Below are 26695 nucleotides of genomic sequence, written 5' to 3' on the forward strand. Positions count from 1 at the left end.
AATATCTTGTTATGGCAACAAAAAGTTTTTTAGAAAGGTACCGCGACAGGAGAGATTTCAATGTTTCTTCTGAACCTTTTGGTGATCCCGAAATCGCCAGGGGAAAAAAGGACATTTTTGTTATACAAAAACATGATGCCACCAATTTACATTACGATTTCCGGCTTCTTGTAAAAGGGGTATTAAAAAGCTGGGCCGTGCCTAAAGGTCCATCTACAGATCCTGATGAAAAACGACTGGCTATAACTACTGAAGATCACCCCATAGAGTATGCCGATTTTGAAGGGATTATTCCTGAAGATCAATATGGAGGAGGAACAGTTATGGTATGGGATGCCGGGACCTATTCGATAAAAAAGAAAGATGCTGAAGGCCATATTATCCCTCTGGAAAAGCAATTGAAGGAAGGGCATGCAAGCTTTCTCCTGAATGGTGAGAAAATTAGGGGTGGGTATAGCCTCATCAGGACTAAAAAAGGGAAGAATGAACAATGGCTGCTTATAAAATCTGATGATGAGGAAGCAGATGCCAGAAGAAATCCTACCAGTACAGAAAATAAATCTGTGCTTACCGGAAGAACAATGGAACAGATCAAGAAAGATTCAGAAGAAAATGGCAACCAGAAAGGATAAGGAAGAATTTGAGTTTGAAATTACCAAAAGGGAAAAAATATTTTTCCCGAAGGAAGGTTATACCAAAGGCGATCTTATTGATTATTATGAAAAAATAGCTGAAGTTATGCTGCCGCACCTTCAGGAGCGGCCAATCACCATGTTGCGCTTTCCGAACGGCATAGAAGATAAACGCTTTTTTCAAAAAGACGAACCCGATTATTTTCCGGATTGGATCCATACTACCGAAATCGAGAAACAGGATGGCGGAACCACCTGCTATGTGCTTTGCAACAATAAATCCACCCTTATTTATCTTGCCAATCAGGCTTGTATTACTCCGCACATCTGGCTGAGCAAAAAAGACCAGCCTGATTTTCCGGACCGGATGGTTTTTGACCTGGATCCTTCAGAAGATAATTTTAACGAGGTAAAGAGAGCCGCGTTAATTTTTAAGGAATTTCTCGAAGAAAAACTAAACCTGCCCGTTTTCCTTATGACTACCGGTTCAAGGGGATTGCATGTAGTAGTCCCACTAAAACCGGAGAAAAACTTTGATGAAATTAGAGCATTTGCTCAGGAAATCGCACATTACCTCGAAAAAAAGCATCCGCAGGAATTTACCACTGCTGCAAGAAAAAACAAACGTGGAAATAAACTTTACCTGGATGTTGCCAGGAACGGTTTTGGGCAAACCACAGTGGCTCCTTATGCAGTAAGGCCTATTGCAGGCGCACCGGTTGCCACGCCAATTGAGTGGGAAGAATTATCTTCGCTGGATTCCTCTCAAAAATATACAATTAAGAACATTTTCCGCAGGATGGGCAGGAAAGAAGATCCATGGAAAAAAATTACGGCAAAAGCAGTTACTTTAGATTCCGCAGAAAAAAAATTAAAAGAACTTTCAGCAAAATAACAAACTACCATGACCCAGATTATTGAAAAGCAAACAGGCGCAGCATTTAAAATAAAAAAAGGACAAAAGCTAAAGGTTACAGATCCTAAAGGCCAACAGGTAAGCGATATGGTGTTGTTTAATGCCGAAGACAAAAGGGAGAAGATTTCCAGCGGGAAAACGCTGGATTTTGAGGAAAGTATTCTTATTAGCCGCGGCAATTTTTTATGGAGCAACCGCAGCCGGAAAATGATGAAAATTCTTGAAGACACTAACGGCCGCAATGACTTTCTTCTTGCCCCCTGCAGTCCTGAAACTTTCCAGATTATGTATAACAATCCTGGGTACCACCCGAGTTGTTTTGAAAACCTCTATACCAATTTGAAAAAATATAATATTGAACCCGATGATATCCCCACCGCTTTTAATATTTTTATGAATGTTCAATTTAATACTGAGGGCAAAATAAGTGTAGATCCACCTTTGAGCAAAGCGGGGGATTTTGTGCTTTTTGAAGCGCAGATGGATCTTATTATTGGTTTAACCGCATGTTCTGCTGAAGATAGCAACAACGGCAGCTTTAAGCCTATTCATTACGAAGTTATTGATTAACCGCCTTTTTACGGTATCGCATATTGAGCATTTCTATGGCAAGAGAGAAAAATACCGCAAAGTAGATGTAGCCTTTGGGCACATGATAATGTGCTCCTTCTACAATAAGCATTACCCCAATCAGGATTAAAAAGGACAGCGCCAGGATTTGAATAGTGGGATGTTTGTTTACAAAATCCCCTACAGTTTTGGCAAAAATCATCATAACCACAATAGAAATAATTACGGCTATGATCATTAATAGTAATTCTTCAGTAAGACCTACCGCGGTAAGAATGGAATCGAATGAAAAGATGATGTCCAGCATTACAATTTGAAGGATAGCATACCCAAAAGAGTTTACCTGCTTCACTTCCTTTTCTTCCTCCTGCCCTTCAATTTTATGATGAATCTCCAGGGTACTTTTAATAAGGAGAAAGATACCTCCGGCAATTAAGATAAGATCTCTCCAGCTGAGATCAAATCCGGAAATAGTTAGAACTGGCTGGGTAAGGCCTATAATCCATGTAATACTAAGCAAAAGCAAAACCCGCATAACCAGTGCTGCGGAAAGGCCTCCGAGACGTGCCTTTTTTTGCTGATCCTGGGGCAACCGGCCGGCAACAAGAGAGATAAAAATAATATTATCTATCCCGAGTACAATTTCCATAAAAGTCAAGGTAAGCAAAGCTACCCAGGTATCGGGTTGTAAAAACATTTCCATAAGATAAGAGGCTTAAATACCTCCTAAAAGTAGAAAAATTGCAGAAAATAGAAATTGCTTTTAGCTCAACTTTATCTTTTCGTTCAGTTGCAGTTCCAGAGCCTCTATCCTATTTCTGTAGAAATGGTTCTTTTTTTCCAGATCGTTCAATCTTTCCAAAATCGTCTCATTCTGCTCCCTAAAAATTTCTCCTCCATAGAATCCCGCTAATCCTGCAAAGATGATAATGACCCAGAAGGTATAGTTGCGCAACAAATCACCCACTTCTATATATTTATCTTCCAGCCCCAGAAATTCTATTTCCTCAATAAAATTCTGAAGATATTTTTCAGCCTTCCTTCTACGCAGTTTTTTCTTTTCATTAGAATCCAATCCCTCGTAGAAATCTGGATCATCATTCAAATTTTCCAGCAATGACACTTTACCTGCAGCGCTTTTAGGAAAAATATTTAAAATTATAGGAATCACTCCTGCCAGCCACTCTTCCCGTGAAACCAGTGGATCCCAGATTCTTCTTTTCTGAAATTCCAGTACCGCTTTGGCCTTGGTTCTTGTCATTGAATTTCTTTAAACATGGATTAGAATAACGTAGACGAATGTAAGAAAATACTTCAATTTTAAGAAATGTTTAATATTTTTTACTTAAAAGTTTTACTTTCCGTGCTATCCATACAATTTAATTTCCTTTAACCCGGGAGATCCCCGGGAGCAGGTGTCCAATTTTTATTACTTTAGAATAAAAACCTGAATGAGAATTTTACGCACCCAGGCGGACCATCCCAAATTTATCACGCTGGTAAAATTACTGGATGCCGATCTTGCAATTAGAGATGGCGAGGAACATTCCTTTTATGACCAGTTTAACAAGCTAAATAGCATAAAACACGTGGTACTGCTTTTTGAAGATGAACGTGCGGTATGCTGCGGTGCTATAAAAGAATTTGAAATGGGCAGTATGGAGATAAAAAGGATGTTTACCATGCCTGATCACCGTGGAAGAGGCCTGGCCGGCTTGGTATTAAAGGAGCTGGAAAAATGGGCTGGTGAACTTGGCTTTTCCAGGTGTATACTGGAAACCGGAATCAGGCAGCCAGAAGCCATTGCGCTTTATAAAAAGAACGGTTACAGGCTTATTCCAAATTACGGCCAGTATATTGGTGTTGAAAATAGTGTGTGCTTTGAAAAATTGCTATAACTTTTTTAAACCTCTTTCGCTCTATTGAAACCTTTAGACTTTTAAAAGGAATATAAAATTTGCTATTTAAAGCTGAAATAGGGCTGGAAAAAGCACTTTATGAATGCTCTTTAAAACAAAGGACGCCAAATATAAAATGTAGTGAACTAATTAAATACTGCAGCAATGTTTGCAAACTTCTACATGTTCAAATTTTTCCTTCCCGGCAGTAATAACTTCTCCTATTTCCTGAAAATGCCCCAGTTTTATCCTTCCCGTTTCCTCCGGTAACAACTCGCAAAATTCTGCATGAATAACATGAGAATTGTTGATCCTGCTTTTCTTTCCAATAAAAAAACAAAATTCGTACTCCTTCTTTTGTAAAGGAAGCAGAAGCTGATTAAGAAATAGGCTAATAAAACTCAAAGGAAATTTTTTTCAAAAATAATTTTCCTCATTCTTCCGAATGTTTAGAAAAAATTAACAAGTAGACCCTATTTTTTATTTTAATGTTAATCTTAAAAGTGAGTTGTGCACAGGATTAAAAATTAAATCCCTGCCTATCTTAAGCTTTCCCCAGTCCGTTTAAATCTATATTCCTGCTTCGGGCATCGCGTTATTCCTGCAACCAATAATTCAAGTACATGTGGAAGAAGCTAACCTGTTTTTATTTTAACTAAGGTTTACTTTTCGAATCTTTTAGGTGAAAAAGAAAGATAACAGGTAATGTTTCCTGTAATAGAAATTCCCACTTAGAAAGATTCATTAAAATTTCATGAGAATTAATTTCTAATTTTCAGGGACTGAAAAGAAATAAATTTGTTATTTTTTACAAAAAATTAAGATCATGGCAGAATTGAATATCAAAATAAACGGAAAGGATCAGACAGTGGATGTAGATCCCAGTACTCCTTTACTTTGGGTTTTAAGAGATCATCTGAAACTAGTGGGTACAAAATACGGCTGCGGAATTGCCCAATGTGGAGCATGTACAGTTCATTTTAATGGCTCTGCCGTAAGATCCTGCCAAATCCCTGTCTCCTCTGCTGCAGATAATGAGATCACCACTATAGAAGGACTTTCTGAAAACGGCGATCATCCTGTGCAGCAGGCATGGCTGGAGCAGGATGTGCCACAGTGTGGTTATTGCCAGGCAGGACAAATTATGTCTGCTGCCGCTTTACTAAAGCGCAATCCTTCCCCCAGTGATTCTGAGATTGAAAATGCGATGAATGGAAATATTTGCCGTTGCGGGACTTATACCAGAATAAAAGCTGCAATAAAATCGGCTTCCAATTCTCAAATCGCTTAAACCATAAAAACACTTAAAGATGAGCAAAGTAAAAACAGGCATAGGCAGAAGATCCTTTATAAAAAGTGTTTCTTTAGCCGGGGGAGGATTGATTCTTGGATTTAACTGGCTTGCCTGCAACAGGGCCAGCGAAGAAGAGACCACCAAAGAAATGGCCATGCAAATGCCCGAAGAGTGGTTTGAATTAAATGGCTATCTTAAAATTGGCGACAACGGAGTGGTGACTATCTATTCCCCAAACCCTGAAATTGGTCAGAATGTTAAAACATCCATGCCCATGATTGTAGCCGAAGAGCTTGATGTGGACTGGAGCAATGTTATTGTTGAACAGGCACCGCTAAATACAGCTATTTTCACCCGTCAAATTGCCGGCGGCAGCCAGTCTATACGGCAAGGCTGGAAATCCCTGCGAATGGCCGGGGCCACTGCAAGGCAGATGTTGCTTACGGCTGCAGGCAGCCAGTGGGATGTTCCGGTTTCTGAACTTAGCGTAAAAGAAGGGGTTATAACCCATTCCGGAAGCGGTAAATCACTTAGCTACGGTGAAATTGCCAAAGCCGCCGCACAGGTAGAAGTTCCAGTGGAGGTAGAATTAAAGAATAATGATGATTTTAATATTATTGGTACCCCCAGGAAAAATGTTGACGCGAAAAAAATTGTAACAGGACAACCTCTGTATGGATTAGACACATATAGAGAGGGAATGTTAATTGCCATGATCGTGCAACCTCCCGCCTTTGGAATGCAATTCAAAACTATGGATGCAGAAAAGGTAAAAGAAATGCCAGGGATTACCGATGTTTTTACCATTAACACCTATCCCGAAGATATGGAGAAAGAATGGTCTGATGTGACTGCTTTCCCCAAACTTGTAGTGGTGGTGGGAGAATCTACCTGGCAGGTAATGCAGGCCAAGAAAGCTTTACATGTGGAATGGGATCTGAACCCCGAACTGACCAAGGAGATTGAAATCCTGGAAAAATCTGCAGGCATGGAAGATGTAAGCGGATTAGAAAGCAGCCCGGTTCACAGTTCCCTTATGGCACAGGTAGGGCCCGGAGAATCTGAAGTAGTACGTAAGAACGGAAATCCGGAAAAAGCTTTTAAAAATGCTGCCCGGGTAATAGAACGTACATACTCCTGCCCTTTCCTTGCACATAATTGTATGGAGCCTATGAATTTTTTCGCTGATGTCACTGACGATCATGCGGAATTATACGGCCCAATACAAACTCCTGAATTTGCTGAAAAAAGCGTAAACAAACGCCTGGGAATAGATCTTGAAAATATTGACGTGAAGATGAGCCGTATGGGCGGAGGATTTGGACGAAGGCTCTATGGTAATTTTCTTGTTGAGGCTGCTGTAATTTCAAAAAAACTGGGCAAACCTGTAAAACTGGTTTATTCCCGTGAAGATGATATGACCAATGGAGTCTACCGCCCGGCCTACCAGGTCACCTATCGTGCTGCGCTGGATGGGAAAAATAATATTACCGCTTTTCATGTAAATGCAGGTGGAATTACAGAAAGCCCATTGTTTGCAAACCGCTTTCCTGCCGGAGCTATTGAAAACTATCTGGCAGAAAGCTGGACCATCAATTCAAATATTTCCACCGGTGCCTTCCGGGCACCAAGGTCCAATTTTATTGCCGGTGCAGAACAGTCGTTTCTAGATGAACTAGCTGAAGAAACCGGGAAAGATCCTATAGAATTCCGATTGGAATTGCTGGAAAAAGCTAAAAATAATCCTGTTGGAGAAGATAACGATTATGATGCTGGGCGCTATGCGGGAGTGCTTAAACTGGTAAGGGACAAGGCTGGCTGGGAAAGTAACAATACAAACTTGAGCAGGGGAGTGTCTGCCTATTATTGCCATAATTCCTATGTGGCACAAATCCTGGAGATGACGGTTGAAAATAATGAACCTGTTATTGATAGGGTAACCTGTGCCGTAGATTGCGGAATTGTGGTAAATCCCGAAGCTGCTAAAAATATGGTTGAAGGTGGGACTATAGATGGAATAGGGCACGCGCTTTATAGCGAGATAACTTTTAGTGATGGTGTGCCACAGCAAAATAATTTTGATACTTACAGGCTTATTCGCCATAAGGAGGCCCCTGCTAAAGTCTCGGTTTATTTTGTTGAAAATGGAATTGATCCCACAGGACTTGGGGAACCTCCTTTCCCTCCCGTTCAGGGTGCTCTGGCTAACGCACTTTATAGGGCCACAGGAAAAAGATTCTATAAACAACCTTTTATTTCTGAATTGAAAAATGAAAGCAGAACGCTTAAAACCTAGTTTTCCAGCCTCTACTTTTCTGAAGAAGATGAAAAAATAGACCCTGCTACATAATATCAGGTAGCAAAGACTTTTGCTTAAACCTGAAGTTAGTAATAAAGCATGACCTGTTTTTATGAATTTGTAAAACAGGTCATTTCTTCTTTTTGCTTTTTTTCCCCTTAAAAAACTGGAAAGCCACAGGGAGAAGAGAAAGCACTACTATTCCCAGAATTACTAGCTCAAAATTATTTTTCACAAAAGTAAGGTTACCAAAGAAGTATCCTACCAATACCAAGATCAGCACCCACATTATTCCCCCTATTACATTAAACCTTATAAATTTCCCATAATGCATATCTCCTATGCCTGCTACAAAAGGGGCAAAAGTTCTCACAATAGGAACAAAACGCGCAAGAATAATGGTCTTGGGACCATGCTTATCATAAAACGCTCTTGTTTTATCTATATGCTTTTCACTTACCAGGGGTTTCCCAAAAGCTTTCCATGCCAGCACTTTTAAGCCTATGGTTTTGCCAAGGTAATAGTTAAGGCTGTCCCCCATAATGGCCGCAGCAGCCATAATTAGCAGGACTATCCAGAGGTTTAATTCGGCGGTCTGTCCTGCATCATTTTGAACGCCTGCACAAAAAGAGCCTGCGGCAAACAGCAAAGAATCTCCCGGCAGGAATGGTAAAACCACCAGCCCTGTTTCAATAAAAATGAAGGCAAATAAAACGGCATAAATCCAGAAACCATAATCCAGAATCATCGTAAATAAATGGCTATCCAGATGAAGAAAAAAATCTATAATATTATTCATTTCATTTTATATTAAAATCTGTAGGTAAAGCCTAATAAATACTGGCCATCATAACTATTGAAGGTGAGATCCATATGTTCCTGCTCGTAAGGAGTTGTAAAGATAAGCGAGCTTCCAATCCCAACCACTGCACCCGCCAGAATATCGTATCCATCATGCTTTTGCGCGTTTATTCGGCTAAATGCTGTAAATCCCGCCAAGGCGTAGGCAGGGATACTGTATTTAAAACCATAGCGCCCATGTATAAATGCAGCACTTTGAAAGGTGGCTGAAGTATGGCCTGAAGGAAAAGCTTTATCTCCACCGTGAAATGGCCTTGGTTTATTTAGGGCAAACTTTAAGCCTAAAGTTACGGCTTCATTCAGCAGAAAACCTTTAGTCATTTGCCAGGTACCTTCTTTATCTTTTAATATTAAAGTGGAAACAAAAGTGGTGGCTGGTATGGCATAAGCCAGCACATCACCCGCTGTTTTTATAGTAGGATTTTTGGGTTCTATAAGCTGGGAATGGCCTGTAAAGGAGATACACAGCAGAAATAAAAATACCCATATAAAATTCTTCAGTTTTAATTCCATAAATTCTCTGTTTTAAACGATTAGGAATCGGGATGCCATTCCTTTTGTTCCGATGGATGCACCAGTAATTTTAGAAAACCTCAGCTTACTAATTATTTTGATCTGGCAGCAACCTTTTCCACGAAAGATTGTCCTTCAATTCCTTAGCATATTTCAACTAATGGAGAGCGAAAGTAAGATGGAATTCTAAAGTTTACCTTAAGATTGGAACTAATGTGAATGCTTAACTTCCTTATCGCACAGGAATAAATTTATTTAATCCCGTTCCTAAAGTTTTAGAGTATATACAGATCCCTCTGCAGAATGAAGAAAAAAGTCTCAGGAAAATTCTTAAGAGGGATTTAAATAGATTCAATCTTACCGGAACAGTGCATGGGAGAGTAGTCTTTTTTATTATGAAAACCTGCATCATGGTGTGTATTTAGAGAAGTTAATGACAACATTTTTTTAATATCTTAGTTCAATACCCTTTAGAATGAAAGATCACTACAAATTAATTTCCCTTTTAGCAGGACCATTAATTTTCCTGGTTTTACAAGGACCTGAAAATCCCGAGGGCTTACCTGCCCCTGCCTGGGATGTACTATGCGTGACTCTTTGGATGGCGCTTTGGTGGGTAACCGAAGTGGTACCTATTGCCGTTACCGCATTGCTTCCCATCGCTCTTTTCCCATTAACCGGAGCACTGGAAATTGGAACGGTTACCAATGCTTATGGAGACAAATATATATTCCTGTACCTGGGGGGCTTTTTGCTGGCAATAGCCATTGAAAAATGGAACCTGCACCGCCGTATTGCCCTTTCGGTAATCATGCTAATTGGAACTAATATGAAATTGATCCTTCTTGGGTTTATGGTTGCCACAGCTTTTCTCTCTATGTGGATTTCCAATACCGCAACTTCTGTAATGATGCTTCCTATTGGAACGGCCATGCTGGGAGAGCTGCAGGAAAACCCGGATACATTTAAAAATAATCATTCCGTTTTTGGCAAGGCTTTAATGTTGGGAATAGCGTATAGCGCCTCTATTGGTGGAATTGCCACCTTAATAGGAACTCCGCCTAATTTAGTCTTAGCAGGAATTATGGAAAAAATGTTTGGAATAGAAATTAGTTTTTTGGAGTGGCTAAAAATAGGCTTACCCGTATCCCTCTTGTTATTGTTTATCTGCTGGAAATATCTCACAGGCTTTGCATTTGATTTTAAAGACATTAAAGTGCCCGGGGAGAAAAAGGAATTAGCTTCTATGTTACGTGATTTGGGAAGAATGGGTAGAGAAGAGAAAATTGTCCTGATTGTTTTTGCAGTTACTGCGCTGGCATGGATTACAAGAAGTTTTCTTTTAGACTCCCTAATCCCTAATATTGATGATACTATTATTGCTATGGGTGCCGGAATTTTGCTCTTTGTTCTCCCCGCTGGTGAAAAGGGCAGCCGGTTGCTGAACTGGGAAGATACGGTAAGGATTCCATGGGGGATAATTATTCTATTTGGCGGCGGAATGGCCCTGGCTAAGGCTTTTGAAGTAAGCGGCCTTGCGATTTGGATAGGAGAGCAATTAACGAGCCTGGAAAATCTTCCATTTTTCCTTTTAATCCTGGTATTGGTCGCGGCAGTAAACTTTTTAACTGAGGTTACCTCTAACCTTGCCACCACAGCCATGCTCTTACCCATTTTGGCTCCTATGGCTGTTGCCCTGGGAATCCATCCATATTTCCTGCTTGTGGCTGCTACATTGGCGGCATCCTGTGCCTTTATGCTCCCTGTGGCCACGCCTCCCAATGCGGTGGTATTTGGATCGGGTCACTTGAATATTCCCGATATGGTAAAAGCAGGCATTTTTATGAATATAATTTCAATACTTCTTATAAGCCTCATCATCTATTATGTGCTGCCGGTAATTTGGGATATTCGTATGGATGAGATTCCTCACCTTATCACAAGTCATCAATCTTACCCTCATTAACAATTAATAGTTGTAATTTTTAGACGTACAGTTTTATTTTCTATTCAGGCTTAATTCAGGCATTTGTTAAACCTTTACAAGCTGCGTGAGGCCTGCCGGGCCTTCAGGCAGGGCAGTTAGCGCGTATAGCCGGCCCTAAAGGCGCGCCCTTATGAATAATAAGATTATAATTCTACTCCTTCTGAATGCTTACCAAAACATTTCCGGTTTTCTCGCCAGTGAGGACGTATTTATAGGCATCTCCTATCTCATTTAGCGAATACCTGTTTTTGTCTATTAAGGGATTAAATTTTCCGGTTTTCATCAAATCCATAGTAAATTCCATACTTTTTTTATGATGTAACGGAACAGGAAATTTTACCTTTTTATTACTTCCAAATCCAGTGGTTACCGATAGAAAAAGATTTTCCATATTAGGACCCAATTCTGAAGAAATATAAGCGCCGCCCCTTTTTATTAAGTGTTTACATTTTGAGAACCGGCTTTTCCCAACAGTATCAAAAATAAAGTCATACTTTGCCCTTTTTTGGGTGAAATCATCCTTAGTATAATCTATCACCTCATCTGCTCCAATAGATTTTACCACGTGGTTATCACGACCTTTGCAAACGGCCGTGACATACCCACCATAATATTTTACAAATTGCAGTGCTGCTGAACCTATAGCACCCGTGGCGCCATTAATAAGAACTTTATCTCCCTGCTTAAGGTTAACCTTATTGATGAAGTTAAGAGCATAATGCGCGCCTTCTATGGCTGCCGCGGCTTGTTCAAGGGAAATATCTGTAGGAAGCTTAAGAATATTTTTCTTTTCCGGATAGGTGAAGAATTCAGCTTGTGAGGAAATACCATTATCCCCAAAACCCCAAACGCGGTCGCCTGCTTTAAAAAGATTAACATTACTGCCGGTCTCTTCCACGATACCGCTGAAAACTGTACCGGGAATTTTTTTCTTTGGCTTGGGAAAACCAAGCATCAGTTTCATGATAAATGGTTTACCGGTAAGTATCGCACAATCTGTACGGTTTACGGTGGTATAAATTACCCGAATTAACACCTCCTTGTTTCCCGGTTCAGGTTTTTCTACCTCTTCAATATTTATTACTTCGGCGGAACCATATTGATAACGAACTGCTGCCTTCATTTTTTTAAGCTGAAATTTTATTCTATAAAATACTGGTAATCAATTTTATAAAAATAAAAAATACAGTTGTTATTGAAGCCTATTTCTGAAATTTATGATTGAAAAATTTTAATGCTGATAATTGCAGGTTTAAAAGCAGGATTTACAGAAAAATAAAAAGTCGTGGAAAAACCATTTTTCAGAGTTTCCACGACTTTTGTAATAGCGCAATTTGTATTTAAACAGCAGGCAGGTCTCCCTGGCCTTTTGTGCGCAATTTGGTTTTGCCCATAAGATATTTATCTACATGATATGCTGCTTCCCGGCCTTCAGAAATTGCCCAAACAATTAGCGATTGCCCCCTGCGCATATCGCCGGCAGCAAAAATGTTGGGTACATTGGTCTGGTATTTTTTATTTGCCTTAATATTAGTTCTGTTGTCCAGATCCAGGCCAAGTTTTTCACCAAGGGTTTTTTCAGGTCCTGTAAAACCTAAAGCCAGCAACGCGAGGTCACAGGGCCATTCTTTTTCGGAATCAGGAACTTCCTGAAGTTTTGGCCTGCCATTCTCCCCTTTTACCCATTCGATATTCACAGTTTTAAGGGCGGTAAGTTTTCCGCTCTTATCTTTAATAAATTCTTTGGTAGAGATACTCCAGTTCCTGTTCACTCCTTCCTGATGGGAAGAACTGGTTTTCAAGGTAAATGGCCAATATGGCCATGGATTATCTATGGTTCGTGACTTTGGCGGCATTGGCATAATTTCAAAATTGGTAACAGATTTTGCTCCATGCCGGTTAGAAGTTCCCACACAATCTGAACCTGTATCCCCGCCACCAATTACAATTACATCTTTACCTTTGGCCTGTAATCTTTCAGTGGTTTCAGCCAGGCCATCTACCACTTCGTTATTTCTTTTAAGAAATTCCATGGCCTGTACCACTCCTTCAGCATCTGCTCCCGGAATAGGCAAAGGCCTTTTTTGAGTGGCCCCGCCGCACAGTACAATGGCATCAAATTCCTTCAATTTTTCAATTTTATAATCCACGCCAACATGAGTATTGGTTTTAAAGGTGATTCCTTCACCTTCCATCACCTCAATACGGCGGTCTATTACATGCTTTTCCATCTTAAAGTCGGGAATGCCGTATCGCAGTAGACCACCAACTTTTTTATCTCTTTCAAAAACAGTAACAGAATGCCCGGCGCGGTTAAGCTGTTGCGCAGCGGCCAGGCCTGCCGGGCCAGAACCTACCACGGCTATGGCCTTTCCTGTGCGGTGGGCTGGAGGCTCAGGTTTTATCCAGCCTTCTTTAAAGCCTCTTTCAGCAATATACTTCTCGATCATTTCTATGGCCACGGGAGGTTCTATAATGCCAAGAACGCAGGCAGACTCACATGGAGCGGGGCATAAACGCCCGGTAAATTCCGGAAAATTATTGGTGGTATGCAATATTTTAAGGGCGCGTTTCCAGTCATTCTGGTAAACCGCGTCATTAAAATCCGGAATCAAATTCCCTACTGGGCAACCGCTGTGGCAAAACGGAATTCCGCAATCCATGCAACGGCCGCCTTGTTTGTTCAATTCTTCATTATCGAGATCCTTGGTAAATTCTGTATAGCTTTTTACCCTCTCAGGCGCGGCATAGGTTTCTTCTTCAGCTCTTTCGTATTCTAAAAATCCTCTTAATTTTCCCATGCTTAAGCTGTTTTAAGTTCTCTTTCGTTCTTCATTTTCTCTTCTTCAATTTTTTGTAATGCTTTTTTGTATTCCACCGGCATTACTTTTATGAATTTGTTTTTATTTTCTTCCCAGTTATCTAAAATTTCTCTGGCCACATCACTTTCAGTATAGCGGTAATGGTTTTCTATAAGGCTAAGCAGTTCTTCCTGGTTTTCTTCGGAAGGGTTTTCCAGCCCAATCATTTCCATATTGAAATTATTGGAATCCTGGTTATTTTCGGGGTCATAGATGTAAGCAATTCCACCGCTCATTCCTGCGGCAAAATTTCGCCCTATTCTTCCAAGGATTACGGCTATCCCGCCGGTCATGTATTCACAGCCATGGTCACCAATACCTTCAATCACGGCTTTTGCGCCTGAATTTCTTACACAGAAGCGTTCGCCGCCAATTCCATTTACATAAGCTTCTCCGGCAATCGCTCCATATAATGCCACGTTTCCTATAATGATATTTTCATTGGATTTGAAGGTGGCTTCTGCCGGTTTTCTTACGGTTAGCGTTGCGCCTGAAAGCCCTTTTCCGAAGTAATCATTGGTGTTGCCAATTACATTAAGCGTAAGCCCACGTGTAGCAAAAGCGCCAAAACTTTGACCTGCAGATCCCACAAAATTTAGGTTGAGGGTATTTGGCGGAAGCCCGTTTTCCCCATGAATTTTGGAGATTTCATTACTTAATATCGCTCCGGTTGTACGGTTAATATTGCTGATGGAAAAGTCCAGGCTCATCTTCTCTTTCCTGTAGATAGCGGGATGTGCTTTTCTTAAAATTTCAAAATCAAGCACATTTTCCAGATTGTGATCCTGTTTTTGTGTGCAGTAAAGCGGCATATCTGGATCAATTTTCGGCTTATAGAGGATATTGGAAAGGTCTATTCCCTGTGCTTTATAATGCTGAATTGCTTTGTTCATATCCAGTTTCTGGCTTTGCCCCACCATTTCGTTCACGGTCCTAAAGCCAAGGTCTGCCATGATCTGGCGAAGTTCCTGGGCAACGAAATACATGAAGTTGATCACATTTTCAGGCGTGCCTTTAAAGTTTTTCCTTAATTCCGGGTCTTGAGTGGCTATTCCCACGGGACAGGTGTTCAGGTGGCAGGCTCGCATCATAATACATCCGGTGGCCACAAGAGGCGCAGTGGAGAAACCAAATTCTTCAGCTCCAAGTAAACAGGCAATGGCAACGTCGCGACCTGTTTTCAGCTGCCCGTCTGCTTCCACCACTATCCTGTTCCGCAAATTATTAAGAAGAAGGGTTTGTTGTGCTTCGGCTATTCCAAGTTCCCATGGGAGTCCTGCGTGGCGTAAGGAAGTAAGCGGCGAAGCTCCTGTTCCTCCATCGTAACCTGAAATTAGTACTACATCTGCCTTCGCTTTGGCAACCCCGGCGGCGATAGTACCCACGCCAACTTTAGAAACCAGTTTCACGTTAATACGGGCTTCCCGGTTGGCATTCTTTAAGTCGAAAATAAGCTGCGCCAAATCTTCAATACTATAAATATCATGGTGAGGAGGAGGGGAAATAAGGCCTACATAAGGCGTGGAATTCCTTGTTTTGGCAATATCGGGATTTACCTTTGGGCCTGGCAGTTGCCCGCCTTCTCCTGGTTTTGCACCCTGTGCCATCTTAATCTGAATTTCCTGCGCGCTGCTTAAATAGTTAATAGATACTCCAAAACGTCCCGAAGCAACCTGCTTGATGGCGCTGTTTCTCCAGTTTCCGTCTAAATCTTTATTGAACCTGTTGGCATCTTCTCCTCCTTCGCCAGAATTGCTTTTTCCTTTCATCCGGTTCATGGCAATCGCAAGGTTTTCATGCGCTTCTTTACTGATGGATCCAAAAGACATCGCACCGGTTTTAAACCTTTTTACAATCTCTGTCCAGGGTTCCACTTCATCTAAAGGTACGGGATTAAGATCGCGAAACTTAAACATTCCGCGTAGCGTCATCAGATTTTTGGACTGCTCGTTGATAATAGCAGCATATTCCTCATAACTTTTAGGATTATTCTGTTTTACCGCCTGCTGAAGTTTGGCCACGCTGGCAGGATTAAACATGTGCCGCTCGCCGTTTCTTCGCCACCTGTAGTCCCCGCCAATTTCAAGGTCGAGTCCTTCTTCAGTTTCCGGCGGATTAAATGCGCTGTCAAAGCGTTTTTGGATTTCTCTTTCAATTTCATATAGACCAATCCCTTCAATCCTTGTAGGGGTATTGGTAAAATATTTATCTACAAACTTGCGGTTTAAACCGAGAATTTCAAAAATCTGTGAACCGCGGTAAGAGTGCAGGGTGGAAATCCCAATTTTGTTCATGATTTTAACAATGCCTTTTCCAATAGCTTTATTAAAATTCTGAACGGCAATTTCGGGATCTTCTGTTTCTATGTCTTTTGATTCTGCCAGTTTGTAGATAATCTCGTTTACCATGTATGGATTAATCGCACTTGCACCATATCCAAATAATAAGGCAAAATGATGTGGTTCACGAGGTTCAGCAGATTCAATTACAATCCCAAAACTGGATCTTCTGTGATGCTTTTTAAGACGGTGGTGCACAAAAGAGCAGGCAAGAAGAGAAGGAATTGGTGCAAGGCTGGAGGAAACATTCCGGTCTGAAAGGATAATGGCATTACAGCCATTATCTACCGCTTTTTTAATTTCCAGCACAATTTCATCAAGTCTGGTTTCTAATCCGTTAAGGCCTTTTTCGGCTTCATATAAAATGGAAATAGAAGTCGCTTTAAAATCTGGGTGATTTATATATTTAATCTTATCCAGATCTTCATTGGAGATTACCGGATTCTGTATTCTTAATTTCTTACAATTCTCTGGAATAATATCAAAAATATTGCGGTCTGCCCCAATGGCCAGGCTGATATCTGTAACGATTTCTTCCCTTATTCCATCAAGCGGCGGATTGGTAACCTGGGCAAACAATTGCTTAAAATAGTTAAACAGCAGCTGTGGTTTATCTGATAGTACGGCTAAAGGAATATCGGCACCCATAGATCCTATTGCTTCCTTGCCACCTACAGCCATGGGAGTAATAATGGTTTTAATATCCTCAATAGTATAACCAAACAGTTTTTGCCGGATCATAAAATCTTCCTTTTCAACCGGGGTTTTGTTCCCGGTATAAGGTACTTCTGCTAAAGGCAGCAAATTTTCATCCAGCCATTTTCTATATGGAAGTTTGGAAACAATTTCTGTTTTTACTTCTTCATCCCCAATAATGCGCCCTTCATTCATATCTACAAGAAACATTTTCCCGGGTTCAAGCCTGCCGTGCAGCTCCACATTTTCCGGCTTTATGTCTATAACCCCGGTTTCAGAAGACATCACCACATAACCGTCTTTGGTCACGGTATAGCGTGATGGGCGCAAACCATTTCTATCCAGTAAGGCGCCAATGTAATTCCCATCGGTAAACGGGATGGAAGCCGGGCCGTCCCAGGGCTCCATGATACAGGCATTGTACTCGTAAAAAGCTTTTTTATCTTCTGTCATGGAAGGATTTTTCTCCCAGGCTTCAGGCACCATCATCATAATGGCTTCCGGCAGTGATCTTCCGGTTTGCAGCAATAATTCCAGCACCATATCCATAGATGCGGAATCTGATTTTCCTTCCAGGACAATTGGAGTGATTTCTTTTAAGTCGTCGCCGAATTTTTCGCTTTCAAACAATTCCTCCCTTGCTTTCATCCGGCTTAAATTTCCCCTAAGGGTATTAATTTCACCGTTGTGGCACATGTATCTAAATGGCTGGGCCAAATCCCATGTTGGAAAAGTATTGGTTGAAAATCGCTGGTGTACCAGGGCGAGCTTGGTTACCAGGTCTGGATCATTTAAATCAGGATAATAGGTATTAATGTCCTGTGGCATTAGCAGGCCTTTATAAATAATCGTATTTGTGGAAAGGCTGGAAACGTAGAAATACTCCGCTTCAGCCAGTTCAGAACCAAATATTTTATGTTCAGTAACTTTTCGGGCAGCAAAAAGCTTGGCATTAAAAAGTTCTTCAGAAAGTTCTTCTCCTTTTCCTATAAAAATCTGTTCCACCGTGGGTTCAGAAAGGCCTGCAATACTTCCCAGGCAACTTTTGTCCACCGGCACTTTTCTCCAGCCCAATACTGTTAATCCCTGCCTGGTGATTTCTTTTTCAAAAATTTCCCGACAAATTCTTGCCTGGTTTGTGGATTTTGGCAGGAAAGTCATTCCCACCGCGTAAGATTTAAAATCAGGAATTTCAAAATCACATGCTTTCTTAAAAAAGTCATGTGGAATTTCAATCAGGATCCCTGCACCATCACCTGTTTTACCATCTGCGCTAACGGCACCACGGTGTTCCAGCCTGATGAGAATATCCAGGGCTTTGTGTATGATATCGTTGGTTCGCTTCCCCTTTAAATTACATATAAATCCTGCTCCGCAGTTATCGCGCTCGAACTCTGGGGAATAGAGTCCCTGTTGTTTTGGTGTCATAGCCGTCCTCCTTAAATTATTACTACAAAAATATCTTTTTTCGTAAAGAATATAAAGAGAACAAGGTAAAACAAAAGAAGAAATCCATAAAAAGGAATAAAATCAATTATTATTGATAATCTTATATTGCTTCGTTCTTTCTGTTAGGATATTCTTAAAACAAATTAAAGATTTTCATAAAACAAAAAAGCCCCGCAAATGCAGGGCCAGGAATATTTCAGTGACGTTTATTTACTCATGAAGTACACTTCTTGAAATAACGATCTTCTGAATTTCTGAAGTTCCTTCATAAATCTGGGTAATCTTTGCGTCTCTCATGAGCCGCTCTACATGGTATTCTTTTACATATCCATTTCCGCCGTGAACCTGTACCGCCTCAATGGTGACCTCCATAGCAGTTTTAGAAGCAAATAGCTTAGCCATTGCGCCAGAGAGATCGTAATTATTGCCATTATCCTTATCCCATGCCGCTTTCATTACTAAATGCCGGGCAGCTTCTATGTTTGTATGCATATCGGCTAATTTAAAAGCGATTGCCTGATGGTTGCAAATCTCGGTGCCAAAAGCCTTTCTTTGTTTAGAATAATCTTTGGCCAGTTCATAAGCCCCGGATGCGATTCCCAAGGCCTGGGCAGCAATCCCAATCCTACCGCCGGATAATGTTTTCATGGCGAATTTAAAGCCAAAACCGTCTTCCCCAATCCTGTTTTCCTTGGGCACTTTTACATCATTAAAGTTTAGAGAATGGGTATCACTCCCTCTAATTCCAAGTTTTTGCTCTTTTGGCCCCACTTCAAAACCTTCCCAGCCTTTTTCTACAATAAAGGCATTGATGCCTTTATGCTTTTTCTCCCGGTCTGTTTGTGCAATAACGATATAAAAATCGGCAGAATTACCGTTGGTAATCCAGTTTTTGGTGCCGTTAAGCACGTAATGGTCACCTTTGTCTATAGCAGTTGTTTTTTGGGAAGTAGCATCGCTTCCCGCTTCGGGTTCAGAGAGGCAAAAAGCCCCAAGGGCTTCTCCCGTAGTAAGCCGGGAAAGGTATTTTTGTTTAAGTTCTACAGAGCCAAAGGTTTCCAGTCCCCAGCATACCAAAGAATTATTTACAGACATAACCACAGAAGCAGAGGCATCAATTTTAGAAATTTCTTCCATAGCAAGAACATAAGAAACGGTATCCATCCCGCCACCTCCATATTCTGGAGAAGCCATCATGCCCAGAAAACCCAGTTCCCCCATTTTTTTTACCTGTTCTTTGGGAAATTCCTGCTTTTCATCTCGCTCAATTACTCCCGGGAGCAATTCACTTTTGGCAAAATCACGGGCAGCGTCCCGAATCATGATATGTTCTTCTGTGAGTTTAAAATCCATATATAAAATTTTTAGGAAAAATCATTTTTGCCAGCCAAAGATAACTTTTTGATACCTAATTTTCAATCGGTATTAACTAATTTTACGAATATGAAAAAAAATCAGTTTAGGCTCCTTGGGGTAATGTCTGGCACCTCTTTAGACGGAGTAGACGTTGTTGCTGTACAATTTGATTTTAATTCCACAACAAGGTATAAAATATTACACGCCGCCACCATTTCTTATGATAAATTATGGAAACAAAAACTTTCTTCGGCTGTAAATCTTCAGGAAGAGGAGCTTGCGCATTTCAATTTTGCCTACACCCGTTATCTTGGCCATATTCTAAAGGATTTTATCAGGAAATATGAACTAAAAGAACTGGACGCCATTTGTAGCCATGGCCATACGGTTAAACATGAGCCGCAAAATAAGTACACCCTTCAAATTGGCAATTTAGAAGAGCTGGCTCAAATCACCGGGCAAAAGGTAGTTTGTGATTTCAGGGTCCAGGATGTAAAGCTGGGCGGGCAGGGAGCGCCGCTGGTTCCTGTTGGAGACAAATTGCTTTTTGCTGAATATGATTACTGCCTTAACCTGGGAGGTTTTGCCAATATTTCTACAGAAGAAAATAACCAGAGAATCGCGTATGATCTTTGCGCTGTGAATACGGTATTGAATTATTATGCTGAAAAGTTGGGCCACGAATACGATGAAGGCGGAAAAATAGCAGCTTCAGGAAATTTAATTAAAGCTTTATACGAGCAGTTAAATTCCAAAGAATACTATACGGCAAAATTCCCGAAATCCCTGGGTATAGAGTGGGTGAATATGGAAATATTCCCATTGATCTCTCAATTTAAAAATAACATTCCTGATGTGCTTCATACCTATACCAAACATATTGCTTTCCAGATTTCAGCAGCAGTGAAAACTTCTCCTGAAGCAAAAGTGCTGGTGACCGGCGGTGGCGCTTTTAATGATTTCCTGATGCAGGAATTAAGAAAAAAATGTTCTGCTCAATTTGTGCTTCCTTCCGCAGCGCTTATCAACTTTAAAGAAGCACTGATTTTTGCCTTTCTGGGAGCTTTAAGATTAAGAGGAGAAAACAATATATTAAAATCTGTAACCGGGGCTGAAAAAGATCATAGTTCAGGCGTAATTTTCCTTCCTTAAATATAAGATAGATTTATGAACGGCCGCTTTAGAGTTTTTTATATTTGCCCCGGCTGTTTCGCCTTAAAACTGAAACAAATTAATTGAATAAACACACGTAATGAAAGACCTTCTAAATTTATATCAAAATAAAGAACCAGAAATAGTATTTAACTGGAAAGATCCTGAAACCGAGGCCGAGGGCTGGACGGTGATCAATTCCCTAAGGGGAGGTGCCGCAGGAGGGGGAACCAGGATGCGCCAGGGGCTGGATATGAACGAGGTGCTATCTTTGGCCAAGACCATGGAGGTGAAATTTACCGTTTCTGGCCCTGCAATTGGAGGGGCTAAATCAGGGATTAATTTTGACCCTAAAGATCCGCGAAAAAAAGGAGTTTTGGAACGCTGGTATAAAGCCGTTTCTCCTTTGCTGAAGAGTTACTACGGCACCGGCGGCGATTTAAATGTAGATGAAATTAATGAAGTTATCCCCATTACGGAGAACTGCGGCGTATGGCACCCACAGGAAGGAGTCTTTAACGGCCATTTTCAACCTTCGGAAGCCGATAAAATTAATCGAATAGGCCAGCTGCGGCAGGGAGTGATAAAGGTTCTGGAAAATACTGCGTACTCTCCCGATGTTAGCCGTAAATATACCGTAGCCGATATGATTACGGGTTTTGGAGTAGCTGAAGCAGTACATCATTTTTATGAGATTTACGGAGGCAACATGAAAGGGAAAAAAGCAATAGTGCAGGGCTTTGGAAATGTAGGTTCTGCCGCGGCCTACTACCTGGCGCAGAAAGGCGCTAAAGTAGTAGGAATTATTGACCGTGCCGGAGGGGTGATAAATAAAGAAGGTTTTAGTTTTGAAGAAATCAAGGAAATGTTCCTTAATAAGGATGGAAATGTTTTAAGACATCCTGAAATGATTCCTTTTGAAGAAATCAATGAGAAAATTTGGGGTTTGGAAGCTGAAATTTTTGCTCCGTGTGCCGCTTCAAGGTTGGTGACCAAAGAACAAATTACAAGAATGATCAATTCTAAACTGGAAGTTATTTCCTGTGGGGCCAACGTGCCGTTTGCCGATAAGGAAATATTTTTTGGACCTATAATGGAATATACCGATGAGCGTGTAAGCCTTATTCCCGATTTTATTTCCAACTGCGGGATGGCACGTGTTTTTGCCTATTTTATGGAACGTAGGGTGCAAATGACTGATGAGGCAATCTTTAATGATACTTCTATAACCATAAAAAACGCCATCCAGGATTCATATAACAATAACAACAGCCGGACCAACATAAGCAAAAGTGCTTTTGAAGTCGCGCTAAAGCAACTTGTGTAGACCAATGAGCTGATGTTAACAATTATTCCTGGCAACAGGAGGTAATTTATTGAAAGCCTCCTCTTTATTTTACTAAATTTGGCTACAATTAAATACAATTTGTCACGTTACTTTAAAAACCCCTAATTAAACAAACAGTATGCTATACTTTTTTCAGCAGGACGGTGTTGCCAATGCAATGCAGGAGGCAGAACCCGCAGTAGAAGAAAAAACCCTTTCGCTTTTTGATTTGATGATGAGCGGAGGTATTGGAGGCCAGATCATTATCTTTATTCTCTTTATTCTGCTGTTTGTTGCAGTCTATATTTATTTTGAAAGGCTCTTCGCGATAAAATCTGCCAGCCAGGTAGATAAGAATTTTATGTTACAAATAAAGGATAGCGTGCTCAACGGGAATATAGAATCTGCCAAAATACGTTGTGCGCAAACCGATTCCCCTGTGGCAAGATTAACCGAAAAAGGGATTTCCAGAATAGGAAGCCCGCTAGAAGATATTAATACCGCAATAGAAAATGCCGGCAGACTGGAAGTTTATAAACTGGAAAAAAATGTAAGTATTCTGGCTACCATTGCCGGTGCCGCTCCAATGATTGGATTTTTGGGTACCGTTATAGGAATGGTTATTGCATTTCATGAACTGGCCACCAGCAGCGGCCAGGCGCAAATGGGTGCACTGGCAGAAGGTATTTACACGGCAATGACCACCACGGTAGCCGGTTTGGTTGTAGGGATTATTGCGTATATTGGGTATAACCACCTGGTGGTCAAAACAGATAAAGTGGTGCACCAGATGGAAGCCACCGCGGTGGACTTCCTGGACCTTTTAAACGAACCTGCTTAGTATGAATTTAAGAGGAAGAAATAAAATAAGCCCGGAATTCAGTATGAGTTCCATGACAGACATTGTGTTTCTGTTGTTGATCTTTTTCATGCTTACCTCCCCTGCCATTACTCCTGAAGCGCTGGATTTAATCCTTCCGAAGGCAAAGGGAAAAACCACCAATAAGCAAACGCTGGCGGTGAGCATCACTAAAGACCTTCAGTTTTATATAAATGAAGAAAGGATAAGCCAGAGCGCACTGGAAAGCACGTTGAAAAGCAGGCTGGCGGGAGAAGAAAATCCCACTATTATTTTACGTGCAGAAGAAGGAGTGCCTATTGAAAAGGCAGTAAATGTAATGGATATCGCAAACAGGAACAGTTACAAAATAGTACTGGCAGTAAAACCGGAGTAAGATGGCAATGCTTAATACAAAACACGAAAAAAAGTCTTTTACCATCACCATGGTATTACACGTGTTATTGATTTTGCTATTGTTATTTTTTGGCTTTACCTATCTGGACCCGCCACCTGAAAATGGTATTGCGGTAAATTTTGGAACTTCTGAAGTTGGTTCAGGGAACGAACAACCTACCGAGCCGGTAAAGTCAGCTCCTAAAATCAGCAGTCCCAAGGTTACCCCGCCCCAGCCCGAGATAAAGGAAGAGGTGGTCACTCAGGAAGTGGAAGATGCCCCTGTTATTAAAGAGAAAAAGAAAGAAATCACCAAACCTGTGGAGACCAAGGAGCCTCCAAAACCTAAGGAAGAAGTTCCCGCCAAAAAACCGGAGCCAAAACCAGATAAATCCACCACAGATGCGATGAGCAGTATCTTAAATGGTCCTGAGCGTGATGGCACCCAAACCGGCGGTGAGGGAAATGATAATGCTGCCGGAGACAAAGGTGATCCTACAGGAGATCCTAATGCCACTAAATACTATGGCAATGGTGCGGGCCTTGATGGAGATGGAAATTACCGGTTAAGCGGTAGAAAAGCGCTTAATAAAGAGAAATTTGTCCAAGATTGTAATGAATCAGGAATTGTGGTGGTGAGGATTGAAGTAAACCAGGCAGGACAGGTGATTAGTGCCAGGCCGGGAATGAAAGGAACTACCAATAACGCTTCCTGCTTAACAGATCCTGCAAAACGTGCCGCCCTGGCTACCCGTTTTAATAGTGATGCCGATGCGCCTTCAGTACAGGTGGGAACAATTATTTATAATTTCAAACTTTCAGAATAAGTGAAGACGTACCAGGAAACTGTTGATTGGATGTTTCAGCAGTTGCCCATGTTTCAGCGGGTGGGCGCGCAGGCATTCAAAAAAGACCTTACCAGAACAATTGCACTTGCAGAGCATCTTAAGCACCCTGAAGAGAAATTTAAAAGCGTTCATGTGGCGGGCACTAATGGAAAAGGCTCCTGCAGCCATATGCTAGCCTCAGTTTTGTGCGAAGCAGGGTACAAAGTAGGTCTTTATACCTCTCCCCATCTTAAGGACTTCAGGGAGCGTATAAAAATTAATGGTAAAGTAATTAGCCAGAATGAGGTTGTGAATTTCATAAGGGAAAATAAGGATTTTCTGGAGGAGCATCAGCTTTCTTTTTTTGAAATGACGGTAGGCATGGCCTTTAATTATTTTGCAGAAGCGGCGGTAGATATTGCCATTGTTGAGGTAGGTATGGGAGGCAGACTGGATTCTACCAATATCATTACTCCTGAAGTTGCCTTGATTACCAATATTGGGTTAGATCACACGGCTTTTCTGGGAGAAACTCTTGCCGAGATCGCTTCAGAAAAAGCCGGAATCATCAAGAAAAACTCAACAGTGGTTATTGGTGAAAAGCAAAAAGAAACCACACCTGTTTTCAGCAAAAGAGCTAAAGAAGAAAATGCTGAAATAAATTTTGCATCTACTCTTAGTTTTCCAAAGTACCAAACAGATCTTAAAGGAGAATATCAGAAGAAAAACCTTAAAACCGTACTGGCGGCTGTGCAGGTGCTTCAGCAAAAGGAATGGAAAATATCTGAAGAGGCCATTATTAATGGCCTAAACAATGTAAAACTTCATACCGGATTGCAAGGCAGGTGGGATGTGCTTAGCGAAAAGCCTAAAGTGATTTGTGATACCGCTCATAACGCCGAAGGGCTTAAGTTGGTTATGAAGCAGATTAAAAAAGAAAAATTCCAGCACCTGCACATGGTAATGGGGGTGGTAAACGATAAGGATCTTTCTAAAATACTTCCTTTATTCCCCCCTTCTGCAACCTATTATTTCTGTAAACCTAATGTTCCCAGGGGCCTTGATGCCGCAATGCTGCAAAAAGAAGCTGAAAATTATAACCTTACAGGAAAAATTTACCCTTCTGTAAAAGAAGGCCTTTTTGCGGCGGAACAAGATGCCCTGGATGAAGACCTGATATTTATAGGAGGAAGCAATTTTATTGTGTCTGAAGTAGTTTAAAATCAGATTTTTATATTATTTTTAGGGAATTGAATTACGCGTTCTTTCCCCAGTTCTCCACTTTTCCGTTATGCTGTAGCTCCTAACTACGTGAGTAACTTCTTAGCTGTGATTTATTAACTAAAAAATCAAACTAAGATGGAAACACAAACAAAGAATTTATTGATGCTGCTGGCCATTTGCTTTGGCTTTACAGCTCACGGACAAGTAGTTTCGCAGGCTAACGAACCTGTTTACATCACCATGACCACTATGCATTGGAATAAAGATCCTGAAACCGATTTTACGGATTGGCTGGACACAGAAAAGGAATATTTTGATAAAGTCACCAGTAAGAATGATCTTATTATGAATTCGGGGTACTATACCCATTATTTTACGCCTGATAACTCTGAGCTGCTATTTGTAAATGTCTATAAAAGCTGGGAAGATATTGAAAAAGCCCAGGAAATGGAGCAGAAATTATCTGAAGAGGCCTGGCCAGATAAAGAAAAAAGACAAGCTTTTTTTGAAAAACAAAGAAGTTACTATAGCCGGGAGCATAGTGATGAAATTTATACTTCCCTGCCATACTATAAAGACCTGGAGGCAAAATCTGATAAACCTTTGGTTTATTATATGTGCAAAAGGGATATGGCTTTGGATGGCAAAGGAAAACCTGAGCATTTTAAGGAATATTTTGATAAGGTAACCAGCAAAAATTCCAAAGTCAAAGCCTATTACACCCAACGGCATCTTTGGGGTTCTAACGGGCGAGAATTAGCTGAGGTCTTTGTTTTTGATAAGTTAAGTGACCTGGAAGATTTTTTTGATGAAAATGAAAAGCTCATGGCCACTGCCTGGGCAGATGAGACAGAACGCAAGGAATTTGGGCAAGAGTTAGCAAAACTTTTTACGGGGAAGCATTCAGACTATATCTATCAAAGCGTCCCTGAATTGCAGAAATAAAGTCTTTACATTTTGGTTCTGAACCTTTTAGAAAATGTTTTTTTAAAAGTTATAAAGCATGAAAACTTAAGGAATAAAATATTCTCATTTTTTTCTTGTTTTTCTTTTGTTCAATTGAAAAACTAATCTATATTTGCATCCGCAATAAGCAATCAGGTAGATTGTTAAAGACTAAAAAAAGGGCGCGTAGCTCAGTTGGTTCAGAGCACTTGGTTTACACCCAAGGGGTCAGGGGTTCGAATCCCTTCGCGCCCACATTATTAAAGCTTCCATTTCCGGAAGCTTTTTTATTTCATCATGAAATGTGAGCCTTCC

At 40.9% G+C, this 26695-nt stretch carries 23 protein-coding genes and 1 tRNA gene; 15 read left to right on the forward strand and 9 right to left on the reverse strand.

Translation table 11 applies throughout. The features are described from left to right. The first annotated feature begins 11 nt into the window (after window positions 1-11). From AB8M93_RS01245 to AB8M93_RS01255, 3 genes are read left to right on the forward strand one after another with little or no spacing between them, the layout of a single operon-like run. On the forward strand, window positions 12-632 hold the full coding sequence (locus AB8M93_RS01245; protein WP_373055778.1) for a DNA polymerase ligase N-terminal domain-containing protein: 621 nt from the start codon (window positions 12-14) through the stop codon (window positions 630-632). Continuing rightward, window positions 613-1527: a non-homologous end-joining DNA ligase gene (ligD, locus tag AB8M93_RS01250; RefSeq protein ID WP_373055780.1), complete on the forward strand. Its 915-nt coding sequence runs from the start codon at window positions 613-615 to the stop codon at window positions 1525-1527. Before AB8M93_RS01245 ends, ligD begins: the two co-directional genes overlap by 20 nt. A gap of 9 nt (window positions 1528-1536) precedes the next feature. Further along, window positions 1537-2118, forward strand: coding sequence for a DUF1989 domain-containing protein (locus AB8M93_RS01255; RefSeq protein WP_373055781.1), 582 nt, complete (start codon window positions 1537-1539; stop codon window positions 2116-2118). Here the strand turns inward: AB8M93_RS01255 and AB8M93_RS01260 are convergent. Beyond that, on the reverse strand, window positions 2108-2821 hold the full coding sequence (locus tag AB8M93_RS01260) for a TerC family protein (RefSeq protein WP_373055783.1): 714 nt from the start codon (window positions 2819-2821) through the stop codon (window positions 2108-2110). The genes AB8M93_RS01255 and AB8M93_RS01260 overlap by 11 nt on opposite strands. A 60-nt stretch (window positions 2822-2881) precedes the next feature. Then, window positions 2882-3379, reverse strand: coding sequence for a hypothetical protein (locus AB8M93_RS01265; RefSeq protein WP_373055785.1), 498 nt, complete (start codon window positions 3377-3379; stop codon window positions 2882-2884). A 190-nt stretch (window positions 3380-3569) separates the two neighbouring features. Between AB8M93_RS01265 and AB8M93_RS01270 the strand changes: the two genes are divergently transcribed. Continuing rightward, window positions 3570-4016: a GNAT family N-acetyltransferase gene (locus AB8M93_RS01270; RefSeq protein WP_373055786.1), complete on the forward strand. Its 447-nt coding sequence runs from the start codon at window positions 3570-3572 to the stop codon at window positions 4014-4016. A 150-nt stretch (window positions 4017-4166) separates the two neighbouring features. Here AB8M93_RS01270 and AB8M93_RS01275 read toward each other — a convergent pair whose 3' ends face one another. Continuing rightward, window positions 4167-4421: a hypothetical protein gene (locus tag AB8M93_RS01275; RefSeq protein ID WP_373055788.1), complete on the reverse strand. Its 255-nt coding sequence runs from the start codon at window positions 4419-4421 to the stop codon at window positions 4167-4169. A 421-nt stretch (window positions 4422-4842) separates the two neighbouring features. On the opposite strand from AB8M93_RS01275, the gene AB8M93_RS01280 reads away from it, so the two are divergent. Both AB8M93_RS01280 and AB8M93_RS01285 read left to right on the forward strand, forming a co-directional pair. Then, on the forward strand, window positions 4843-5307 hold the full coding sequence (locus tag AB8M93_RS01280) for a (2Fe-2S)-binding protein (RefSeq protein WP_373055789.1): 465 nt from the start codon (window positions 4843-4845) through the stop codon (window positions 5305-5307). A gap of 19 nt (window positions 5308-5326) precedes the next feature. Next, on the forward strand, window positions 5327-7606 hold the full coding sequence (locus AB8M93_RS01285; RefSeq protein ID WP_373055791.1) for a xanthine dehydrogenase family protein molybdopterin-binding subunit: 2280 nt from the start codon (window positions 5327-5329) through the stop codon (window positions 7604-7606). Between the two features lie 133 nt (window positions 7607-7739). Here AB8M93_RS01285 and AB8M93_RS01290 read toward each other — a convergent pair whose 3' ends face one another. After that, window positions 7740-8408, reverse strand: coding sequence for a DedA family protein (locus AB8M93_RS01290; protein WP_373055792.1), 669 nt, complete (start codon window positions 8406-8408; stop codon window positions 7740-7742). A gap of 11 nt (window positions 8409-8419) precedes the next feature. Then, the gene (locus tag AB8M93_RS01295) at window positions 8420-8983 is read right to left on the reverse strand and encodes a phosphatase PAP2 family protein (RefSeq protein ID WP_373055794.1); all 564 of its coding nucleotides are present in this window, start codon (window positions 8981-8983) and stop codon (window positions 8420-8422) included. Window positions 8984-9458: 475 nt separating this feature from the next. Between AB8M93_RS01295 and AB8M93_RS01300 the strand changes: the two genes are divergently transcribed. Continuing rightward, window positions 9459-10949 (forward strand): SLC13 family permease, encoded by a 1491-nt coding sequence (locus AB8M93_RS01300; RefSeq protein ID WP_373055796.1) that lies wholly within the window; start codon window positions 9459-9461, stop codon window positions 10947-10949. A 172-nt stretch (window positions 10950-11121) separates the two neighbouring features. On the opposite strand, the gene AB8M93_RS01305 is transcribed toward AB8M93_RS01300, so the two are convergent. The 4 genes from AB8M93_RS01305 to AB8M93_RS01320 all read right to left on the reverse strand — a co-directional run bounded on the left by AB8M93_RS01305 (window position 11122) and on the right by AB8M93_RS01320 (window position 19668). Further along, a complete protein-coding gene (locus tag AB8M93_RS01305; protein ID WP_373055797.1) occupies window positions 11122-12093 on the reverse strand; it encodes an NAD(P)-dependent alcohol dehydrogenase in 972 nt (323 codons plus the stop codon). 217 nt (window positions 12094-12310) lie between these two features. Then, window positions 12311-13771, reverse strand: a complete 1461-nt coding sequence (locus tag AB8M93_RS01310; protein ID WP_373055799.1) for a glutamate synthase subunit beta — start codon at window positions 13769-13771, stop codon at window positions 12311-12313. 2 nt (window positions 13772-13773) lie between these two features. Next, window positions 13774-18294 (reverse strand): glutamate synthase large subunit, encoded by a 4521-nt coding sequence (gltB, locus tag AB8M93_RS01315; protein WP_373055800.1) that lies wholly within the window; start codon window positions 18292-18294, stop codon window positions 13774-13776. Between the two features lie 231 nt (window positions 18295-18525). Beyond that, window positions 18526-19668, reverse strand: a complete 1143-nt coding sequence (locus AB8M93_RS01320; RefSeq protein WP_373055801.1) for an acyl-CoA dehydrogenase — start codon at window positions 19666-19668, stop codon at window positions 18526-18528. Window positions 19669-19758: 90 nt separating this feature from the next. Here AB8M93_RS01320 and AB8M93_RS01325 point away from each other — a divergent pair, with 90 nt between their 5' ends. The 8 genes from AB8M93_RS01325 (at window position 19759) to AB8M93_RS01360 (ending at window position 26635) form a co-directional block, all read left to right on the forward strand. Then, window positions 19759-20823, forward strand: a complete 1065-nt coding sequence (locus AB8M93_RS01325; protein ID WP_373055803.1) for an anhydro-N-acetylmuramic acid kinase — start codon at window positions 19759-19761, stop codon at window positions 20821-20823. A gap of 100 nt (window positions 20824-20923) precedes the next feature. After that, window positions 20924-22150: a Glu/Leu/Phe/Val dehydrogenase dimerization domain-containing protein gene (locus AB8M93_RS01330; protein ID WP_373055804.1), complete on the forward strand. Its 1227-nt coding sequence runs from the start codon at window positions 20924-20926 to the stop codon at window positions 22148-22150. A gap of 139 nt (window positions 22151-22289) precedes the next feature. Beyond that, complete coding sequence (locus AB8M93_RS01335; protein WP_373055806.1) at window positions 22290-22991, forward strand: MotA/TolQ/ExbB proton channel family protein; 702 nt, start codon at window positions 22290-22292, stop codon at window positions 22989-22991. Window position 22992: 1 nt separating this feature from the next. Beyond that, window positions 22993-23385, forward strand: a complete 393-nt coding sequence (locus tag AB8M93_RS01340; protein ID WP_373055808.1) for an ExbD/TolR family protein — start codon at window positions 22993-22995, stop codon at window positions 23383-23385. Between the two features lies 1 nt (window position 23386). Then, window positions 23387-24211 (forward strand): energy transducer TonB, encoded by an 825-nt coding sequence (locus tag AB8M93_RS01345; RefSeq protein WP_373055809.1) that lies wholly within the window; start codon window positions 23387-23389, stop codon window positions 24209-24211. A gap of 30 nt (window positions 24212-24241) precedes the next feature. After that, window positions 24242-25432 carry a bifunctional folylpolyglutamate synthase/dihydrofolate synthase gene (locus AB8M93_RS01350; protein WP_373055901.1) on the forward strand — a complete coding sequence of 397 codons (1191 nt, stop codon included), beginning with the start codon at window positions 24242-24244 and terminating at the stop codon, window positions 25430-25432. Between the two features lie 138 nt (window positions 25433-25570). Beyond that, window positions 25571-26380: a hypothetical protein gene (locus AB8M93_RS01355; protein ID WP_373055811.1), complete on the forward strand. Its 810-nt coding sequence runs from the start codon at window positions 25571-25573 to the stop codon at window positions 26378-26380. Between the two features lie 180 nt (window positions 26381-26560). Then, window positions 26561-26635: transfer RNA gene (locus AB8M93_RS01360), tRNA-Val, on the forward strand. The last annotated feature ends 60 nt before the right edge of the window (window positions 26636-26695 follow it).

This window comes from Autumnicola aciditolerans, from assembly GCF_041679265.1.
Taxonomy (GTDB): Bacteria; Bacteroidota; Bacteroidia; order Flavobacteriales; family Flavobacteriaceae; genus Autumnicola.

What these genes read in the sequence shown, in the direction of transcription:
- AB8M93_RS01245 (WP_373055778.1), top strand. Translation starts at nt 12, where the DNA reads ATGGCAACAAAAAGTTTTTTAGAAAGGTACCGCGACAGGAGAGATTTC.
- ligD (WP_373055780.1), top strand. Translation starts at nt 613, where the DNA reads ATGGCAACCAGAAAGGATAAGGAAGAATTTGAGTTTGAAATTACCAAA.
- AB8M93_RS01255 (WP_373055781.1), top strand. Translation starts at nt 1,537, where the DNA reads ATGACCCAGATTATTGAAAAGCAAACAGGCGCAGCATTTAAAATAAAA.
- AB8M93_RS01260 (WP_373055783.1), bottom strand. Translation starts at nt 2,821, where the DNA reads ATGGAAATGTTTTTACAACCCGATACCTGGGTAGCTTTGCTTACCTTG.
- AB8M93_RS01265 (WP_373055785.1), bottom strand. Translation starts at nt 3,379, where the DNA reads ATGACAAGAACCAAGGCCAAAGCGGTACTGGAATTTCAGAAAAGAAGA.
- AB8M93_RS01270 (WP_373055786.1), top strand. Translation starts at nt 3,570, where the DNA reads ATGAGAATTTTACGCACCCAGGCGGACCATCCCAAATTTATCACGCTG.
- AB8M93_RS01280 (WP_373055789.1), top strand. Translation starts at nt 4,843, where the DNA reads ATGGCAGAATTGAATATCAAAATAAACGGAAAGGATCAGACAGTGGAT.
- AB8M93_RS01285 (WP_373055791.1), top strand. Translation starts at nt 5,327, where the DNA reads ATGAGCAAAGTAAAAACAGGCATAGGCAGAAGATCCTTTATAAAAAGT.
- AB8M93_RS01290 (WP_373055792.1), bottom strand. Translation starts at nt 8,408, where the DNA reads ATGAATAATATTATAGATTTTTTTCTTCATCTGGATAGCCATTTATTT.
- AB8M93_RS01295 (WP_373055794.1), bottom strand. Translation starts at nt 8,983, where the DNA reads ATGGAATTAAAACTGAAGAATTTTATATGGGTATTTTTATTTCTGCTG.
- AB8M93_RS01300 (WP_373055796.1), top strand. Translation starts at nt 9,459, where the DNA reads ATGAAAGATCACTACAAATTAATTTCCCTTTTAGCAGGACCATTAATT.
- AB8M93_RS01305 (WP_373055797.1), bottom strand. Translation starts at nt 12,093, where the DNA reads ATGAAGGCAGCAGTTCGTTATCAATATGGTTCCGCCGAAGTAATAAAT.
- AB8M93_RS01310 (WP_373055799.1), bottom strand. Translation starts at nt 13,771, where the DNA reads ATGGGAAAATTAAGAGGATTTTTAGAATACGAAAGAGCTGAAGAAGAA.
- gltB (WP_373055800.1), bottom strand. Translation starts at nt 18,294, where the DNA reads ATGACACCAAAACAACAGGGACTCTATTCCCCAGAGTTCGAGCGCGAT.
- AB8M93_RS01320 (WP_373055801.1), bottom strand. Translation starts at nt 19,668, where the DNA reads ATGGATTTTAAACTCACAGAAGAACATATCATGATTCGGGACGCTGCC.
- AB8M93_RS01325 (WP_373055803.1), top strand. Translation starts at nt 19,759, where the DNA reads ATGAAAAAAAATCAGTTTAGGCTCCTTGGGGTAATGTCTGGCACCTCT.
- AB8M93_RS01330 (WP_373055804.1), top strand. Translation starts at nt 20,924, where the DNA reads ATGAAAGACCTTCTAAATTTATATCAAAATAAAGAACCAGAAATAGTA.
- AB8M93_RS01335 (WP_373055806.1), top strand. Translation starts at nt 22,290, where the DNA reads ATGCTATACTTTTTTCAGCAGGACGGTGTTGCCAATGCAATGCAGGAG.
- AB8M93_RS01340 (WP_373055808.1), top strand. Translation starts at nt 22,993, where the DNA reads ATGAATTTAAGAGGAAGAAATAAAATAAGCCCGGAATTCAGTATGAGT.
- AB8M93_RS01345 (WP_373055809.1), top strand. Translation starts at nt 23,387, where the DNA reads ATGGCAATGCTTAATACAAAACACGAAAAAAAGTCTTTTACCATCACC.
- AB8M93_RS01350 (WP_373055901.1), top strand. Translation starts at nt 24,242, where the DNA reads ATGTTTCAGCAGTTGCCCATGTTTCAGCGGGTGGGCGCGCAGGCATTC.
- AB8M93_RS01355 (WP_373055811.1), top strand. Translation starts at nt 25,571, where the DNA reads ATGGAAACACAAACAAAGAATTTATTGATGCTGCTGGCCATTTGCTTT.